A 17821-nucleotide genomic window follows, 5' to 3' on the forward strand; every position below is an offset into this window, starting at 1 on the left:
TTATGCTTTGCCTGTATCTGTGATCGAGGTGGCAACCATCTCCTCACCGGATGCAGGGAGAATTTCCTGCTGCGGTGGCTGGGCATCCTCCGCCGTGCTGGCCAGCGCCACCCGCTCCAGCAGTTTGAGGGAGTGGGCCCGGCCGACCGCCACCTGCCGTTTGATGTCATCGGGCAGGAAGGGCAGCCCATCGTTGGTGGCGGTGTCGATGGTCTGGATCCACTCCAGCCCTTCCCCCGGCGGTGGCAGGCGGAACTGGATGTCGTAGTCGCTGGCGTTGAACAGCACGTACCAGCGCTCGCCGACACAGTTGATCATGCCGATATCCATGGCGAACGCCTGCCCCATGGGGGCGTGCCAATCCTGATCGGTGAGCTGGTGGCCGTCCGGGTGATACCAGTTGACCTGATGGCAGCTGGACGGGGTGCCATTCCAACTGTCGTCGCTCAGTTGCAGGTTGGAGAAGACGCAGGACTCCGCCCGCAGCGCCATCATCTGCTGGGTGAAGGCGAACAGCCGTTCATCCTCCGGTCGCCACTGCCAGTTGACCCAGCTGATCTGGTTGTCCTGACAGTAGGCGTTGTTGTTGCCAAGCTGGCTGCGTCCCATCTCGTCGCCGGCAAGGAAGTGGGGAGTACCTTGGGACAGCAGCAGGGTGGCAATCAGATTGCGCTTCTGCTGCTGGCGCAGGCTGTTGACCCGCGGATCCAGGGTCGGCCCCTCTACCCCATGGTTATAGGAGAGGTTGTTGCCGTGGCCGTCCCGATTGTCTTCACCGTTGGCCTGATTGTGGCGCTGGTTGTAGGAGACCAGATCCTCCAGGGTGAAACCGTCGTGATAGCAGAGGTAGTTGACGCTGCTGTGAGGCGAGCGCCAGTTCTTCGGGAAGATATCCCGCGAGCCTACCAAACGGGTGGCAAAGTCCCCCATCTTGCCCGCATCACCGCGCCAGAAGGCGCGCACCGTGTCGCGGTAGCGGTCGTTGATCTCCTGCCACTGGCTCGGGAATTGACCCAGCCGGTAGCCGAAGGGACCGATGTCCCAGGGTTCGGCGATGAGCTTGACCTGTGACAGCACAGGGTCGGCCATCACTGCCTTGAAGAAGGCGCCCATGGGCTCGAACTCCCCCGCTTCCCGCGCCAGTGTCACCGCCAGATCGAAACGGAAGCCATCCACCTGCATCTCGGTGACCCAGTAGCGCAGGGCATCGAGCACCAGTCGCAGGGTATTGGGATGATCCAGATTGACGCTGTTGCCACAGCCGGTCACGTTGGCGTGACGGGTGTAGTCCGGGCCGTGAGGACCCGCTTCGAACGCGTAGTAACCGGCGTTGTCAAAGCCCTTGAACGAGAGGGTGGGGCCGTCGAAGCCCGAGGCGGCAGTGTGGTTGTAGACCACATCCAGGATCACCTCGAGCCCAGCCCGGTGCAGCTCGCGTACCATGGTCTTGAACTCGGTCACCGCCTCGTCGGCCCTGGTGCTGTAGCGCGGCTCCGGGGCGAAGAAGGCGATGGGGTTGTAGCCCCAGTAGTTGGTGAGTCCCAGCTGCTCCAGTCGCGGTTCCGACATGAAGGCGGCCACCGGCATCAGCTGCACCGAGGTGATGCCGAGGCTCTTCATATGCTCGATAACCAGCGGGTGACAGATGCCAAGGTAGGTGCCCTGCAGCGCTTTGGGGATCCCCGGGTGCTGCTTGGTAAAGCCCTTGACGTGGGTCTCGTAGATAATGGTGCGGGCCGGACTGATCCCGGGTTTGCCAACCCCTTGCCAGTCAAAACTGTCATCCACTACCACCGACTTGGCAATCATCCCGGCGCTGTCACCCTGATAGAGGGCTTCATCCCAGTAGGTGGGACGACTGAGCGCCCTGGCGTAGGGGTCGATCAGCAGTTTTTGCGGATCGAACAGCATCCCCTCCTGCGGGGTGCCATAGACCCGATAGCCGTAGCGCTGACCGGCCTTTACACCGCGCACGTAGCCAAAGCGATACTGGCCACGGCGGCCGGGCAACTCCAGCCGCATCAGCTCCTGCTCCTGCTCGTCGTACAGGCAGATCTCCACCTTGTCCGACTGGGGGGCCCAGACGCAGAAGTGGCAACCGTTCTCGTCAAGGCGGGCCCCCAGCGGGTGGCCCACCCCTTTTTCCATTACAAGCATCAAGACTCCTGTTTGATAAACAAGGTCGCCAGCGGCGGCAAGTCCAGCACTATGCTGTGTGCCATCCCCTGCCAGGGGGTCGGCTCGGCAGCGAACACCAGACCTACATCATAGTTACTACCCCAGTAATACTCGCTGTCGGTGTTGAGCACCACCCGATAATTGCCCGCCGCAGGGACGCCGATCCGATATTCGAGACGGGGCACCGGGGTGAAGTTGCAAGCGACCACAATAGCCTGCTTGCCCTCTTTGTCCGCCCGCAGCCAGGCAAAGATGCTGTTGTCGGCATCGTTGTGATCCAGCCAGCGGAAGCCGGTCTGCTCATAATCGGCCTGATACAAGGCAGGCTCATGACGGTAGAGGTGGTTGAGATCGTGGATCAGCCGCTGCTGACCGGCATGCTTGGGATATTGCAGCAGATGCCATGGCAGCTGGGTATCGTGGTTCCACTCGTTGCTCTGGGCGATTTCGGTGCCCATGAAGTTGAGCTTCTTGCCCGGGTGGGCGTACATGAAGCCCATGTAGGCCCGCAGGTTGGCGGCTTGCTGCCACTCGTCGCCCGGCATCTTGTAGAGCATGGAGTGCTTGCCGTGCACCACCTCGTCGTGGGAGAGCGACAGGATGAAGTTCTCGTCATAGTGGTAAACCATGGAGAAGGTCATGTCGTTGTGGTGATAGCGGCGGTGGATCGGTTCTTTCTGCATGTAGGTTAGGGTGTCGTGCATCCAGCCCATATTCCACTTGAAGCCAAAGCCGAGGCCGCCGAGGAAGGTGGGGCGGGAGACACCGGCAAAGGCGGTGGACTCTTCGGCTATGGTCATGGCGTGGGGATACTTGCCGTAGACCTCCTCGTTGGTCCACTTCAAGAGGCTGATCGCCTCGTAGTTGTGGTTGCCGCCATCGACGTTCGGTACCCACTCACCGGCGTTGCGGGAGTAGTCCAGATAGAGCATGGAGGCGACGGCATCCACCCGCAGGCCGTCGATGTGGAACTTGTCGAGCCAGAACAGTGCGCTCGCCACCAGGAACTGGCGCACTGTGTCGCGGCCGAAGTCGTAGATGTAGGAGTTCCAGTCCGGGTGCCAGCCACGGCGCGGATCTTCGTACTCGTAGAGCGGTGTGCCATCGAAGCGGGCCAGCCCGTGGGCATCGGACGGGAAGTGGGCGGGCACCCAGTCCAGAATAATGCCGATCCCGGCCTGGTGGCACTGGTCGACGAAGTATTTGAAATCATCAGCGGTGCCGTAGCGGCTGGTGGGGGAGAACATGCCCACCGGCTGGTAGCCCCAGGAGCCGCTGAAGGGGTGCTCGGAGACCGGCAGCAGCTCGATGTGGGTGTACTCCATCTCCTTGACGTAGGCGACCAGCTCCACTGCCAGCTCGCGCCAGCTCAGGCTGTCGCCGTTGGGGTGGCGCTTCCAGGAGCCGACGTGCAGCTCATAGATGGAGAGCGGCTGCTCGCGTTTGTCGTTGTGCTGGCTGGCAATCCACTTGGCATCCTGCCACTGGTACTGGGCGTGGTCATAGACCACGGAGGCGAACGACGGATACTGCTCGCAGTAAAAGCCGACCGGATCGCTCTTGTGGGGCAGCCGGTTGCCCATGGGGTCCTTGAGCTCGAACTTGTAGCGATCCCCGGCCTTGAGGCCCGGCACAAACAGCACCCAGTGACCGCAGAGGCTGCGCTGCATCGGATGGCGGCGGCCATCCCAGAAGTTGAAATCGCCGATCAGGCTCACGGCGGTGGCGCTCGGCGCATAGACCGCAAAACGCACCCCTTCCACCTGCTGGCCAAGATGTTCCACGGTGCGCAGCTGGGCGCCAAGGGTGTGGTAGAGGTTTTCCGGCTGGGCGGTCAGTTCGGCTAGGCCTGCCCAAGCGGCATCCTGAAACTGGTAGGGGTCGATGACCTCGGTGGTGGCATCTTGGTAGCTGGCGATCAGCTGATAGGGGAAGGAGTTTTTGCGGCGGGTGAAAACAGTTTCAAAAAGACCCGATTCATCGGTGGGCGCCAGGGTGGCAACGACTTTGCCCGACTTGAGATCCTTGACGCGAACTTCGAGGGCATCAGGCAACCAGGCGGTCAGTTTGAGGCCGGGCCCATCCGGATTGGCCTGCAGGCCTAAGTGAGAGAAGGGATCGGAACAGCGGGCAGCAACCAAACGTTCAACGAGCATCGAGATTTCCTTTCATGACAGAGCATCCACTCCGGCCGAAGCCGGAGTGGATTTAGGTGAGAGCGCTGTGGGAGACAGCGTCTCAACGACTGGCCTCATCACGGGCTTGGCTCATCTTGCCAGCCAGTGCCTTGAGTGCCTCATTGGCAAAAATATCTTCCAGATCAGCGGAGAGCTTGCGGCGCCAGTTGGGGTATTCGTAACTGGTGCCCGGTACGTTGACCGGCTTGTCCATCTCCAGCCAATCTTCCAGCTGGGTACTGAACAGGGCACAGCTGCCGCGGGACATGTGGATCTGCAGACCGTGGTTGAGTTCGGTGTTCATGCCGACCCAGTTCACGTCATGACTGATGTTGTCAGAGATGACCTTGTGGGCATGCAGGCTGTCGAGGATCCGCTGTTTGGCCTGGTGACGATCAGCATACAGAGTCTTCAAAACATCTTCATCCGGATACAGACCCAGTTGACGGCCGAGCGCCAGATCATCGCAGTGCCAGAAGCCCTTGAGGGTCGGCATGTCGTGGGTGGTCAGGGCCGACATCGCCTGCTCTGTGTAGTGTGCCGGGGAGATAAAGCCGCCATCTTCCTTGGAGCGCTCGAAGAAGAACACCTTGTAGGAGTGGACGCCGTTCTCTTTCAAAGTCACGTCGATCCCCTCCGGCACGGTGCCCAGATCCTCGCCGATCAGCAGGCACTGATTACGGTGGGATTCGAGGGCCAGAATGCCCAGCAGATCGTTGACCGGATAGTAGATGTAGGCGCCCTTGGCGGCGGACGCTCCGGGCGGTACCCACCACAGGCGCAGCAAGGCCATCACGTGGTCGATGCGCAGTGCGCCGCATGAGCGCATGTTGGCACGGAACAAGTCCACCATCGGCTGATAGGCCGCTTCGAACAGCTTGTTCGGGTTCATCGGGGGCAGGCCCCAGTTCTGACCAAGCGGGCCGAGGATATCGGGCGGCGCACCGACCGAGGCTTTCGGGCAGTAGAGATCCTGGTTGGCCCAGATCTCGGTGGAGCCTTCGGAGACGCCCACTGCCAGATCCCGGTAGATCCCCATCACCATGCCGGCAGCCTTGGCGCGGGCATCGGCTTGCGCCAGTTGTTCGTCAGCCAGGAACTGCAGATAGAGGTAGAAGTTGACATCTTGCGGGTGCTCGGCCATCCAGGCGGCAACGGCAGGGTTGTGGTAATCGCGCAGCTCCTGCGGCCATACCGGCCAGCCCCAGGCATTTTCGCCTTTGGCATAGAAGTGGGCCTGCAGGGCATCAAATGCTGCCTGCTGTTGCAGGCTGTCGCCACCGGCGGCCACGAAGGCATCAAAGGCGGCCTGACGCTCGGCGCTCAGGGTGGCTTCGTCGAACACCTGACGCAGCATGCCGAGTTTGGTCTGGATCACGCCGGTGTAATCGACATTCTCTTTGGCGCGCAGATCGGCCAGATGTTGCTGGAAGGCAGGACTTGCCACTTCCGCCTTCAGGCGATCGCTCTGCTGGAATTCGGGCACCGCTTCCACATTGATATAGGCCACGTTGAGCCAGCGACGGGAAGAGGGGCTATAGGGACTGGCGCTCTCGGGATTGGCCGGATAGAGGGCGTGGATGGGGTTGAGGCCGACGAAGTGAGCACCCCAGGCGGCGGCTTTCTCAACCAGCTGGCCCAGATCGCTGAAATCACCGATACCCCAGTTGTGGCGGCTGCGCAGGCAGTAGAGCTGCACGCTCGGACCCCATACCTTGCGGCCATCGGCAATTGGCGCCTGCTTGTAGCAGGCCTTGGGGGCAACGATGAGGCGCATGGTAGCCAGCGGCTCGTCATTGCCCTCTTCCAGCAGCACCAGCTGGTGATAACCCAGCTCCGGGGCCATATCCAGAGTGACGCGATAGGCCTGGCACTCCATCTCTTCAAACTCGGCCACGCCGACCAGCTCACCCTCGATGGGGGTGAATTGACCGGACAACACAGCACCCTGCTCCTGCTGGAGCTGCCAGGTGAGGGCGTCGTTGACGAATTCGATGGGGAGGCGAACCTCAAGGGTAACGGCGTCGCCGGTGCGAACCACCATCACAGGATCCAGCGCCCGCAACCAGTGCTGGCGATGCTCCTCTTCCAGCTGCTGCACCAGTGCGGCCTCGTCATCGACGCGGTAGCCCATGGCGCCCAGCATGGCGGCCTTGCTCTCTTCTGATACCTGGGCCGGGTGGCCCCAGGCATCGACATACTCGCTGGCGATACCTTTTGCGGCAGCCAGCTGTTCAATCAGGGTGGTCATAGTTTGAGAATTCCCGCTGTGGATTCTATCTATACTATTTTGTTTGATTTTTATTGGGTGGTACTTGAACAGTGGCTCTATGGGCCATGCTAAACCGCGCACATTTTTACATATCTCTGTGAATGGTTGTGTGACCGAGTAGGCACTATTGTTGATATCTGCGCGATGCCACGATCTGGCACTTTTTTCGTCAAAACGTGGTAATCAGTTACATAAACAGAAAATTAATTTCACAGTTTTTCATGATATAGCGCAATTTCAGACAGAATGTTGGTTGACTCACCGGAGAGTTCTAGTAAATTTACAAGCGGAATTTTCTTTGACTACTGAACAGTTAGGTAACTAAATATGACTATCAAAGTAGGTATTAACGGTTTTGGCCGTATCGGTCGTTTCGTATTCCGTCTGGCTTGCGAGCGTGCAGACATCGAAGTTGTTGGTATCAACGACCTGATCGATGTTGACTACATGGCTTACATGCTGAAGTACGATTCAACTCACGGTCGTTTCAACGGTACCGTTGAAGTTAAAGACGGCAACCTGGTTGTAAACGGCAAAACCGTACGTGTTACCGCTGAGCGTGACCCGGCCAACCTGAAGTGGGGCGAAATCGGTGTTGACGTTGTTGCTGAAGCTACCGGTCTGTTCCTGACCGACGAGACTGCTCGTAAGCACATCGCTGCTGGTGCCAAGAAAGTTGTTCTGACTGGCCCGTCCAAAGACGCTACCCCGATGTTCGTAATGGGTGTTAACGACTCTACCTACGCTGGCCAGGACATCGTTTCCAACGCTTCCTGCACCACCAACTGTCTGGCCCCGATCGCCAAGGTTCTGAACGATACCTTCGGTATCGAGTCTGGCCTGATGACCACCGTTCACGCTACCACTGCTACCCAGAAGACCGTTGATGGTCCGTCTGCCAAAGACTGGCGCGGTGGCCGCGGTGCGGCTCAGAACATCATCCCGTCCTCTACCGGTGCTGCCAAAGCTGTTGGCGTAGTTATCCCGGAACTGAAAGGCCTGCTGACCGGTATGGCTTTCCGTGTTCCGACTCCGGACGTGTCTGTTGTTGACCTGACCGTTAACCTGAAGAAAGCTGCCACCTACGCAGAAATCTGCGAAGCGATGAAAGCTGCTTCCGAAGGCGCTATGAAAGGCGTTCTGGGCTACACCGAAGACGAAGTTGTATCTACCGACTTCCTGGGTGAGCGTCAGACCTCCGTATTCGACGCCAAGGCTGGTATCCAGCTGAACGACAAGTTCGTTAAAGTTGTATCCTGGTACGACAACGAAATGGGCTACTCCAGCAAAGTTCTGGACCTGATCGCTCACATCTCCAAGTAATTTGGGATGCGCAATCGCGTAGCTTGAAAAAGGCGGCCATTGGCCGCCTTTTTGTTTTTCGGTTTCCCCTGATGACAGGAGTCCACATGCAATCCATTCGTCCCCTGACCGCCAATTGCAAGCTTGCCAACAATGCGGCCGGTCTGCCGGTTCTCACCATTAATAACGACTATGCCAAGGCTGAGATCAGCCTGTTTGGCGCCCATGTGCTGAGCTATCAGCGTCATGGCGAGCCGGCCTCCATCTGGCTGAGTGACAAGGCGGTGCTGGATGGCAGCAAGCCTGTTCGCGGTGGTATCCCGATCTGCTGGCCCTGGTTTGGCCCGGCGCCCGCCCGCGTTGGTAGCGGCAAGCCCTCCCACGGTTTTGCCCGCACCACCCTCTGGATGCTGGACGGGGTCTCCGATCACGCCGATGGCACGCTCGTTCATCTTTCCCTGCGCGACAGCGACGCAACCCGCGCCCTGTGGGATCACCCCTTCGAGCTGGAACTGGACGTGCTGGTGGGCAAAGAGCTTTCGCTGGTGCTGACCACTCGCAACACAGGTGCTCAGCCGCTGACTTATAGTGGTGCGCTGCACACCTATTTGCAGATCAGCGCTCCGGAGGCGTTGAGCGTGAGCGGTCTGGGTGAGCTCTATGCCGACAAGCTGACCGGGCAGGATGCCAAACAGCAGGGTGCATTGACCCTGAGCGGGCCGCTGGATCGGGTCTACTGGCAGCCAGAGGCGCTGGTGAGCGTGCAGGATGGTGAGCGCGAGACCCGGGTTGTCAGTGGCAACCACGACAGCGTGGTGGTCTGGACCCCCTGGCTGGAAGGGGCCACCGCCATGGCCGACATGAGCGACGATGGCTATCGCACCATGCTCTGCGTCGAAGCTGCCATTGCCGGCGACGCTGGGGTGACCGTTGCGCCGGATGAAGAGCACAGCCTCTCCACCGTAATCATCTGAGTTGGATGAGGTTCAGATAAATAAAGAGGGCTCCCGCGGGAGCCCTCTTTGCATCTCGTGACGGCGGCAATCAGGCGTTGCCCTGAGTCTTGAGCTTGAGTTCGGCGGCGAAATTGAGCATCCGGTCGAGCGGAATGAGGGCCTTTACCCGCAGCGCTTCATCGACATGGATCTCGTGGCGTTCGGCACCATCGGTGAGGGCCTCCTTGATCGCCACCAGACCGTTCATCGCCATCCAGGGGCAGTGGGCGCAGCTGCGGCAGGTAGCGCCATCGCCACCGGTCGGTGCTTCCACCATCTCTTTCTCCGGACAAGCCTGCTGCATCTTGTAGAAGATGCCCCGATCGGTCGCCACGATCAGCTTCTGCTGGGGCAGCTCTTTGGCTGCCTTGATCAGCTGACTGGTGGAGCCGACCGCATCGGCCAGCTCAATCACCGAGGCGGGGGATTCCGGATGAACCAGCACGGCGGCGTCAGGATTCTGCTCTTTCAGCTCGCGCAGGGCGCGGGCCTTGAACTCGTCGTGGACGATGCAGTGGCCTTGCCAGCGCAGCATTTGCGCCCCGGTCTTCTTCTCGATATAGGCACCCAGATGACGATCCGGGCCCCAGATGATCTTGTGACCCTGGCTGTCGAGGTGCTCGACGATCTCCAGCGCGATGCTGGAGGTCACTACCCAGTCAGCCCGTGCTTTGACGGCGGCCGAGGTATTGGCGTAGACCACCACGGTATGGTCGGGATTGGCATCGCAGAAGGCGGAGAACTGCTCGATGGGGCAGCCCAGATCGAGGGAGCATTCGGCCTCCAGAGTCGGCATCAGCACCCGCTTGTGGGGGCTCAGGATCTTGGAGGTTTCCCCCATGAAGCGCACCCCGGCGACGATCAGGGTTTGCGCCTCGTGATCGCGGCCAAAGCGGGCCATCTCCAGCGAGTCACCGACGAAACCGCCGGTGGCTTCGGCCAGCGCCTGGATCTCGGGATCCGTGTAGTAGTGGGCAACCAGTACCGCCTTGCGCTCCTTGAGCAGCGCCTTGATTTCTGTGGTCAAGGTCATTCTCTGCTCGGCACTCAGGGGAAGAGGTTTGGCCGGAAAGGGGTAGTCCATCGCGACTACCGGCGGGACACTGCTCAGTGCATTGTTCATTGCGACTGTTCCATCAACGCTCGGGAAGGCAAAAATTATAACCATAAGCCTGTCACAAACCCATCAACAAATCGGGTGAAGCGCAAGTGGGCGAATATACTCAAGTAATTCGTTGTTATTCTGCCATAAGGAGTTGTCGCATGAAGCAACGTTCCCTCAAGTTCAAGTTGTTGTGCCTTACCATGGGGCTGTTTCTGCTGACCGGGCTAGCCATGACCCTGTTGCAATCGGCCTCTTTCAGCTCCCTTCGCAACATGGTGATGACCCAGACCAGCGATGCATTGGAAGAGGAGGTCTCCCGCAGCCTGCAGTATCAGGCAGAGCGCTATGCCATCCAGATTGCCTCGCTGATGCAGAACTCCTATCAGATCCCCCTGACCGTGACCGCCCAGATTGAAGCCGGGATGGTCAAACCGGAACTGCGCTTGTCGCGGCCCCAAGTGGAGTCTCTGCTCGGCAGCAGCCTACAGCAGGCGAGCGGGATCAGCTCCATTTATGCCCAGTTTGAACCGGATGGCTATGATGGCGAGGATGGCAACTGGCTGGGCGGGGCCAGCCACTCGGTGGCAAGCAAGGGGAGTCTGGAGGTCTATTTCACCAAGGATCAGGGAGGGGCCGTCGCCCAGCAAGCGGTGGACGCCGCTGCCAGCGAGGCCAAGTTTGATACCTCCCTCAACGAGTTCGGCATTCGCAACAGCGAGTGGTATCTCTGTGGCCGCGATACCCGCCAGCCCTGCCTGATGGAGCCCTACCTCTACGAAATCAGCCCGGGCAACAAGATGCTGATGACCAGCCTGACGGTGCCCGTGCTGCGTGACGGCAAGTTTGTCGGGCTGGCCGGGGTGGATATGAACCTGCCCATCTTCCAGCAACTAGCTGAAAACCTTGGCAAGAGCCTCTATGACAACAAGGCGGATGTGACCCTGGTCAGCAAGATGGGGCTGATTGTGGGCAGCAACCGCTATGCCGACAAGCTGGGCCGTCCACTCAAGGAGGTGGGTCTGACCCTGCCTGACGGTCAGCCGGTCAGCAGCGACAGTGACTTCATTCTTCATCAGCCCATCCGGGTTGAGGCAGCCAATACCCAGTGGTGGTTGATGATCAAGGTGCCCAAGGCGCTGGCGCTGAGCAAGGCGCACGCCATCAGCAATGAACTGGGCACCCTGCTGGTGGATGCCCAGCGGCAGCAGATCATCGCCATGGGCGGGATTACCCTGTTGGTGTTGGGGTTGCTGGTCTGGTTTATCCAGACCATCACAGCGCCACTTTCTCTTATCAGCCGCCATGTGGGCCACCTCTCCAGCAACGAGGGGGACCTGACCCAGCAGATGGAGATCGACACCCATCAGGAGCTGATCGATCTGGGGGCCCAGCTCAATGCCTTCCTCGGCAAGCTGCGGGGCATGGTGCAAATGAGCAAGGGGATCGGTCAGCAGGTCTACCAGCAGGCGCGGGAGATGAAACATACCGCCGACACCATGCGCAGTAGTCTGGACGAGCAGAATCTGGAGCTGGAGAGCGTGGTAAGCGCCATGCATCAGATGAGCACCACGGCAGTCAGCGTGGCGGGTTATGCCGAGCAGGCGGCGCAGGAGTCGGAAGCGGCGACCCACCACATCAATACCGCCCAGCAGACCCTCAGCAATGCTCGCAACGAGATCCATACTCTGGTCGGCGATATGCATGAGGCGGATAAAGCGGTGGCGCTGGTGGCCCAGCGCAGCACCAATATCAGCAGGATCCTCGATGTGATCCGTGCCATTGCCGAGCAGACCAATCTGCTGGCCCTCAATGCCGCCATCGAAGCGGCACGTGCGGGTGATATGGGCCGTGGCTTTGCTGTGGTGGCGGATGAGGTAAGGGCGCTGGCCAACAAGACCCGTGAATCGACCGACGAGATCGGCCAGCTGATTGGTAGCCTGCAAACAGAGGTGAGCAGCAGCCAGCGTCTGATGAATACCGGCATCGAGCGCTCCACCACCACGGTGCAGGGCACCGAGCAGGCGTTCGAGGCGCTCAATCGGGTGGTGGCGCAGATCCAGCAGATCCACGACCACATCAGTCAGGTGGCTACCGCCGCCGAGCAGCAGAGCGCCGTCAGTGACGATATCAACAAGAATTTGATGCGGATTGGTGATACCGCCAACGTGATCGGGCAGGAGGCCAGCTCCAGCCATCAGCTGAGCGAAGCGCTGGAGCAAGCGGCCACTGCGCTGGCCAGTCAGCTCGATCGGCTGCGTACCTGAGTGGCAGCCAGAGAGACAAAAGCCCGCGAGCGATCGCGGGCTTTTTTATGACTCGATGGCAGAGTTGCGTCAGTTGCGGGGTTCAACCAGCAGGATGTGGGAGTCGGCTCCGACCACCCTGACCTTGCTGCCCGCCGGCAGAGACTCGTCGCAGCGCACCGTCCAGACCGTGTCGTCCAGATGTACCCGACTGGTGCCTTGGGCGACATCATCCAGCAGGGTCAGCTCGCGGCCCATATAGCTCTGCATCCGCTCGTTGATGGTGCTGGCGGCATCCTGACCCGAGTTGTCACGCTGGTGCTGCCAGCGCCACCAGGCCCAGGTGGTGAGCAGGGATTGCACCGCAAACAGCAGCAACTGCGCCTGCCAGCCAAAGGGCCAGATCAGCAGCAGTAGCCCCACTTCCAGCGCGGCGATGCCGGTCCAGAGCAAAAAGCCCACCGAGCCGAGCACCTCGATGGCCAGCAGAATAAAGCCGAGCCCCAGCCAGTGCCAGTGGGTCAGCCCCTCTAACAGGGCTGTCATGACTTGCTGCCCTTGCCATCTTTGTTGAACAGCTCGGCCATGCCAGCCACAGAGCCAATCAGGCTGCCCGCTTCCAGCGGCATCATGATGATCTTGCTGTTGGGGCCTTCACCGATGCGGGCCAGTGCCTCGGTATATTTCTGGGCTACGAAGTAGTTGATGGCCTGCAGGTCTCCTTCCGCAATCGCCTGGGAAACCATGTGGGTCGCCTTGGCTTCCGCCTCGGCAGCCCGCTCCCGCGCTTCGGCGGCGAGGAAGGCGGCCTGGCGCTCACCTTCGGCTTTGAGGATCTGGGACTGCTTCTCGCCTTCAGCTTTCAGGATTTTGGACTGGCGCACCCCTTCGGCTTCCAGCACCTCGGCCCGTTTCTGGCGCTCGGCCTTCATCTGGGCGTTCATCGCTTCTACCAGTGCCAGCGGCGGGCGCACATCTTTAATCTCGATGCGGGTCACCTTGATGCCCCAGGGGGCGGTGGCGGCATCCATGGTGCGTAACAGCTTCTCGTTGATGGTGTCGCGCTGGGATAGCATCTCGTCCAGCTCCATGGCGCCGAGCACGGTCCGCATATTGGTCATGGTGAGATTGCGGATGGCGCTGGTGAGATCGTTAACCTCATAACCCGCTTTGCGGGCATCCACCACCTGCACAAAGCTGATGGCGTCGATGGTGACGTTGGCGTTGTCGCGGGAGATCACCTCTTGTGCCGGGATGTCCAGCACCTGCTCCATCATGATGATCTTGTGTCCGACCCGATCCACATAGGGGATCAGCAGGTTGAGACCCGGGGTCAGGGTACGGGTGTAGCGGCCGAAGCGCTCCACCGTCCAGTTGTAGCCCTGGGGCACGATCTTGATGCCCGCGCTCAGGGTGGCGAGCACCAGGAACACGAAAATCCCTAGCACAATCAATGATTCATTCATCATTTAGCTCCTTATGAAACACAGTCCCTAGCCTATGGTCTGGCGTCAGGTACCACAAGTGACTTTGTACGCCTTTGTCATGAATCGGCTTTGCTAATTACCAAAACGCATTAAAAAGCATTTTTTATTATTTTGAGGGATAAGCTGCCCTGCCTATAGTCGCCCCATATTAGTCGTGTTCCGAGGGATGGGCTGAAATGGATTATTTACCTATGTTTGCCAAGTTGGAAGGCCGCTCGGTACTGCTGGTGGGCGGGGGCGAGGTTGCCCTGCGCAAGGCGCGCCTGCTGCTGGCAGCCGGTGCCCGGCTGTCCCTGGTCTCCCCGGAGCTTGAACCGGAATTTTCGGAATTCACCGGTCGTTTCACCCATCTGGCGGAGCGCTTCACCCCGGCCCATCTGGCAGGCCAGATCCTGGTGGTGGCTGCGACCGACAACCTCGAAGTCAACGCACTGGTTTATCAAAGTGCCAATCAGCTGGGTCTGTTCGTCAACGTGGTGGATGACCCCAAGCGTTCCAGCTTTATTTTCCCCTCGATCATCGATCGCTCGCCGCTGATGGTGGCTGTCTCCAGCGGCGGCAAGGCGCCGGTGCTGGTGCGCCTGTTGCGCGAGCGGCTGGAGAGCCTGCTGCCGCGCCATCTCGGCGGGCTGACCGAGCTCTCCGGCCGGGTCCGTGACAAGGCCAAGCGGGTGCTCTCCTCGATTTCCGATCGCCGCCGCTTCTGGGAGCGCGCCTTTGCCTCCAACACCCTCGCCAGCCTGATTGAAAAAGAGGATTGGCAAGGTGCCGAGCAGTGGCTGAGCGATGGCCTCGACCAGGCGAAAAGCGAAGTAGGGGAAGTGGTATTGGTCGGGGCGGGCCCCGGCGATCCGGGCCTCTTGACCCTCAAGGCGCTGCAACAGATTCAACAGGCCGAAGTGGTGCTCTACGACCAGCTGGTCTCCGCCGAGATCCTCGATCTGGTGCGTCGCGATGCCACTCTGGTGTCGGTCGGCAAGAAGGCGGGCGCCCACAGCGTGCCGCAGGAGGAGACCAATCGCCTGCTGGTGGAATACGCCAAGGCGGGCAACCGGGTGGTGCGGCTGAAAGGGGGCGATCCCTTTATGTTTGGCCGGGGTGGCGAGGAGCTGGAAGTGCTGGCCGACGAAGGTATCCCCTTCTCGGTAGTGCCCGGCATCACGGCTGCTGCCGGTGCCACCGCCTATGCCGGTATTCCACTCACTCACCGTGATTACGCCCAGAGCGCCGTCTTTATTACCGGCCACTGCCAGAAAGAGGGCAAGGAGCCCGACTGGCAGCAGCTCGCCGCCACCAGTCAGACCCTGGTCATCTATATGGGGCTGATGCGCTCCGAGCATATCCAGCAGCAGTTGGTGGATCACGGCCGAAGCCAAGCCACCCCCATCGCCATCATCGAGCGCGGCACCACATCCCGTCAGCGGGTGTTGACCGGCACGCTGGCCGAACTGGCCGAGCTGGCCAAACAGGCGGTGAGCCCGTCGCTTATCGTCATCGGCGAAGTGGTTGCCCTGCGCGAGCGGCTGGCCTGGTTTGGGGAAAAGAGCGGCGAGCAGCAGCGTGCTAACCCGGATCTCGATGGCTGCGACCTCAAGCTGGTGCAGCTGGCCTGACCCGGAAAGAGATATTTGATGCGGTTGCCAGCGCGGCCGCGCACTGAGCCACCCAGCGCCCCGAGCAGGCGCATAAGCAATGACCCGAGGACCAACATGGACCGTGAAAGATTGACGCACTTGCAGCAGCTGGAAGCCGAGAGCATCCATATCATCCGCGAGGTGGCTGCCGAATTTGAAAACCCGGTGATGATGTACTCCATCGGCAAGGACTCCTCCGTCATGCTGCACCTGGCCCGCAAGGCCTTCTATCCGGGCAAGATCCCGTTCCCCTTGCTCCACGTCGATACCGACTGGAAGTTCAAGGAGATGATCAAGTTCCGCGACGAGACCGCCAAAAAGTACGGGCTGGATCTCATCGTCCACAAGAACCCGGAAGGGCTCGCCATGGGCATCAACCCCTTCGTCCACGGCAGCGGCAAGCACACCGACATCATGAAGACCGAGGCGCTCAAGCAGGCGCTCAACAAATATGGCTTCGATGCCGCCTTCGGTGGCGCCCGTCGCGACGAGGAGAAGTCTCGCGCCAAGGAGCGGGTCTACTCCTTCCGTGACAAGTCCCACCGCTGGGATCCGAAGAACCAGCGCCCGGAGCTGTGGCGGGTTTACAACAGCCAGGTCAACAAGGGGGAGAGCATCCGGGTGTTCCCGCTCTCCAACTGGACCGAGCTGGATATCTGGCAATACATCTATCTGGAAAAGATCGACATAGTGCCGCTCTACTTCGCCGCTTACCGTCCGGTGGTGGAGCGCAACGGCATCAAGATCATGGTGGATGACGATCGTATGCCCATCGGCCCGGAAGACGAAGTGAAGCAGGAGCTGGTGCGCTTCCGCACCCTCGGTTGCTACCCGCTCACCGGGGCCATCGAATCCGATGCCACCACCTTGCCGGAAATTATTGAAGAGATGCTGCTCACCACCTCGAGCGAGCGGCAAGGGCGGCTGATTGACCACGATCAGGCCGGCTCCATGGAGCAGAAGAAGCGTCAGGGATATTTCTAAGGAGTCGTCAGCATGAACAGCCATATTCAGACCGCCATCACCGAACAGGGCATCGAAGCCTACCTGCACGCCCAGCAGCACAAGAGTCTGCTGCGTTTTCTCACCTGCGGCAGCGTGGATGACGGCAAGAGCACCCTTATCGGTCGCCTGCTGCACGACTCCCAGCAGATTTATGAAGATCAGCTCAAAGCGCTGGAGTCCGACAGCCAGAAGCTCGGCACCACCGGCGAGAAGCTGGACCTGGCACTGCTGGTGGATGGCCTGCAAGCGGAGCGTGAGCAGGGCATCACCATCGACGTGGCCTACCGCTATTTCTCGACCGCCAAGCGCAAATTTATCATCTCGGATACCCCGGGCCATGAGCAGTACACCCGCAACATGGCGACCGGCGCCTCCACCTGCGATCTGGCCATCATTCTGATCGACGCCCGCAAAGGGGTGCTGGATCAGACCCGCCGCCACAGCTTTATCGCGAGCCTGCTCGGCATCAAGCAGTTCGTGGTGGCGGTCAACAAGATGGATCTGGTGGAGTTCAGTCAGGAGGTGTTCGAGCGCATCAGTGCCGACTACCGCGAGTTCGCCAAGAAGCTCAGCGTGGACACCATCCATATCGTGCCGGTCTCGGCGCTGGACGGTGACAACGTGGTCAACCAGAGCGACAAGCTGGCTTGGTATCAGGGCGAAACTCTGCTTGCTCTGCTGGAGTCTGCCGAGGTTGAGCGCGAGCTGGAGCGTCATCCGGTGCGCCTGCCGGTGCAGTATGTGAACCGCCCCAACCTCGATTTTCGCGGCTTCGCGGGTACGCTCGCCTCCGGCATCCTGCGGGTGGGCGACCGGCTTGCGGTGCTGCCGTCGGGCAAGGAGAGCACAGTCACCCGCATCGTCACCTTCGACGGAGATCTGGAGTACGCCCTGCCGGGTCAGGCCATCACGGTCACCTTCGCCGACGAGATCGACATCAGCCGCGGCGACCTGCTGGTGGATGCGGCCAAGCAGCCGCAAGTGACCCAGAATGTGCTGGCCCATATCGTCTGGATGGGGGAGGAGTCCCTGCAACCGGGTCGGGTCTACGACGTCAAACTGGCCACCAAGAAGAGTCGCGGTCAGGTGGAGGCCATTCGCCACCGCATCGAGATCAACAAGCTGGACGAACTGCCCGCGAGCGAGCTCAAGCTCAACGAGATCGGCCTGTGCGAGCTGAGCCTCACCGACCCGGTGGCGTTTGACCCGTATCAGGAGATCCGTGATACCGGCAGCTTTATCCTGATCGACCGGCTGACCAACGTCACCGTCGGCGCCGGCATGATAGTGGAAGGCTTGGCCGCCAAAGCGGTAAAAGGGCATTACAGCGAGTTCGAGATCGAGCTCAACGCTCTGGTACGCAAGCACTTCCCGCACTGGCAAGCCCTTGCCATCGGTAACGACACAAGCAAGGAGTAAGCCC

The 17821-nt window shown here is 60.3% G+C and carries 12 protein-coding genes; 6 read left to right on the forward strand and 6 right to left on the reverse strand.

What is annotated here, in order from left to right; all coding sequences use genetic code 11:
* The 3 genes from glgX to malQ all read right to left on the reverse strand — a co-directional run bounded on the left by glgX (position 1) and on the right by malQ (position 6606).
* Positions 1-2157: a glycogen debranching protein GlgX gene (glgX, locus tag ACTG2T_RS13135; RefSeq protein WP_201907585.1), complete on the reverse strand. Its 2157-nt coding sequence runs from the start codon at positions 2155-2157 to the stop codon at positions 1-3.
* Positions 2157-4334 carry a 1,4-alpha-glucan branching protein GlgB gene (glgB, locus tag ACTG2T_RS13140; protein ID WP_330125325.1) on the reverse strand — a complete coding sequence of 726 codons (2178 nt, stop codon included), beginning with the start codon at positions 4332-4334 and terminating at the stop codon, positions 2157-2159. The genes glgX and glgB overlap by 1 nt, the downstream gene beginning before the upstream one ends.
* 82 nt (positions 4335-4416) lie before the next feature.
* Positions 4417-6606, reverse strand: coding sequence for a 4-alpha-glucanotransferase (malQ, locus tag ACTG2T_RS13145; RefSeq protein WP_128816048.1), 2190 nt, complete (start codon positions 6604-6606; stop codon positions 4417-4419).
* A 348-nt stretch (positions 6607-6954) separates the two neighbouring features.
* Here malQ and gap point away from each other — a divergent pair, with 348 nt between their 5' ends.
* Together gap and ACTG2T_RS13155 are read left to right on the forward strand one after the other, a co-directional pair.
* Entirely contained in the window at positions 6955-7950 is a 996-nt protein-coding gene (gene gap, locus ACTG2T_RS13150; protein ID WP_005335708.1) for a type I glyceraldehyde-3-phosphate dehydrogenase, read from the forward strand.
* 86 nt (positions 7951-8036) lie between these two features.
* Complete coding sequence (locus tag ACTG2T_RS13155; RefSeq protein ID WP_139748210.1) at positions 8037-8903, forward strand: D-hexose-6-phosphate mutarotase; 867 nt, start codon at positions 8037-8039, stop codon at positions 8901-8903.
* Between the two features lie 70 nt (positions 8904-8973).
* On the opposite strand, the gene nadA is transcribed toward ACTG2T_RS13155, so the two are convergent.
* Entirely contained in the window at positions 8974-10047 is a 1074-nt protein-coding gene (gene nadA, locus ACTG2T_RS13160) for a quinolinate synthase NadA (protein ID WP_162519753.1), read from the reverse strand.
* Between the two features lie 140 nt (positions 10048-10187).
* On the opposite strand from nadA, the gene ACTG2T_RS13165 reads away from it, so the two are divergent.
* The gene (locus ACTG2T_RS13165) at positions 10188-12293 is read left to right on the forward strand and encodes a methyl-accepting chemotaxis protein (RefSeq protein WP_265061493.1); all 2106 of its coding nucleotides are present in this window, start codon (positions 10188-10190) and stop codon (positions 12291-12293) included.
* A 69-nt stretch (positions 12294-12362) separates the two neighbouring features.
* Here the strand turns inward: ACTG2T_RS13165 and ACTG2T_RS13170 are convergent, their stop codons facing one another.
* Together ACTG2T_RS13170 and ACTG2T_RS13175 are read right to left on the reverse strand one after the other, a co-directional pair.
* A complete protein-coding gene (locus tag ACTG2T_RS13170) occupies positions 12363-12818 on the reverse strand; it encodes an NfeD family protein (protein WP_005354718.1) in 456 nt (151 codons plus the stop codon).
* The gene (locus tag ACTG2T_RS13175; protein WP_005335703.1) at positions 12815-13738 is read right to left on the reverse strand and encodes an SPFH domain-containing protein; all 924 of its coding nucleotides are present in this window, start codon (positions 13736-13738) and stop codon (positions 12815-12817) included. The genes ACTG2T_RS13170 and ACTG2T_RS13175 overlap by 4 nt, the downstream gene beginning before the upstream one ends.
* A 197-nt stretch (positions 13739-13935) precedes the next feature.
* Here ACTG2T_RS13175 and cysG point away from each other — a divergent pair, with 197 nt between their 5' ends.
* The 3 genes from cysG to cysN all read left to right on the forward strand — a co-directional run bounded on the left by cysG (position 13936) and on the right by cysN (position 17817).
* Positions 13936-15372, forward strand: a complete 1437-nt coding sequence (cysG, locus tag ACTG2T_RS13180) for a siroheme synthase CysG (protein ID WP_330125326.1) — start codon at positions 13936-13938, stop codon at positions 15370-15372.
* 72 nt (positions 15373-15444) lie between these two features.
* On the forward strand, positions 15445-16377 hold the full coding sequence (gene cysD, locus ACTG2T_RS13185) for a sulfate adenylyltransferase subunit CysD (protein WP_330125379.1): 933 nt from the start codon (positions 15445-15447) through the stop codon (positions 16375-16377).
* A 12-nt stretch (positions 16378-16389) separates the two neighbouring features.
* Complete coding sequence (cysN, locus tag ACTG2T_RS13190) at positions 16390-17817, forward strand: sulfate adenylyltransferase subunit CysN (RefSeq protein ID WP_058059675.1); 1428 nt, start codon at positions 16390-16392, stop codon at positions 17815-17817.
* Positions 17818-17821: the final 4 nt, after the last annotated feature.

The sequence above is a fragment of the Aeromonas sp. 75A genome (assembly GCF_051919425.1).
GTDB classification, from domain to species: domain Bacteria; phylum Pseudomonadota; class Gammaproteobacteria; order Enterobacterales; family Aeromonadaceae; genus Aeromonas; species Aeromonas veronii.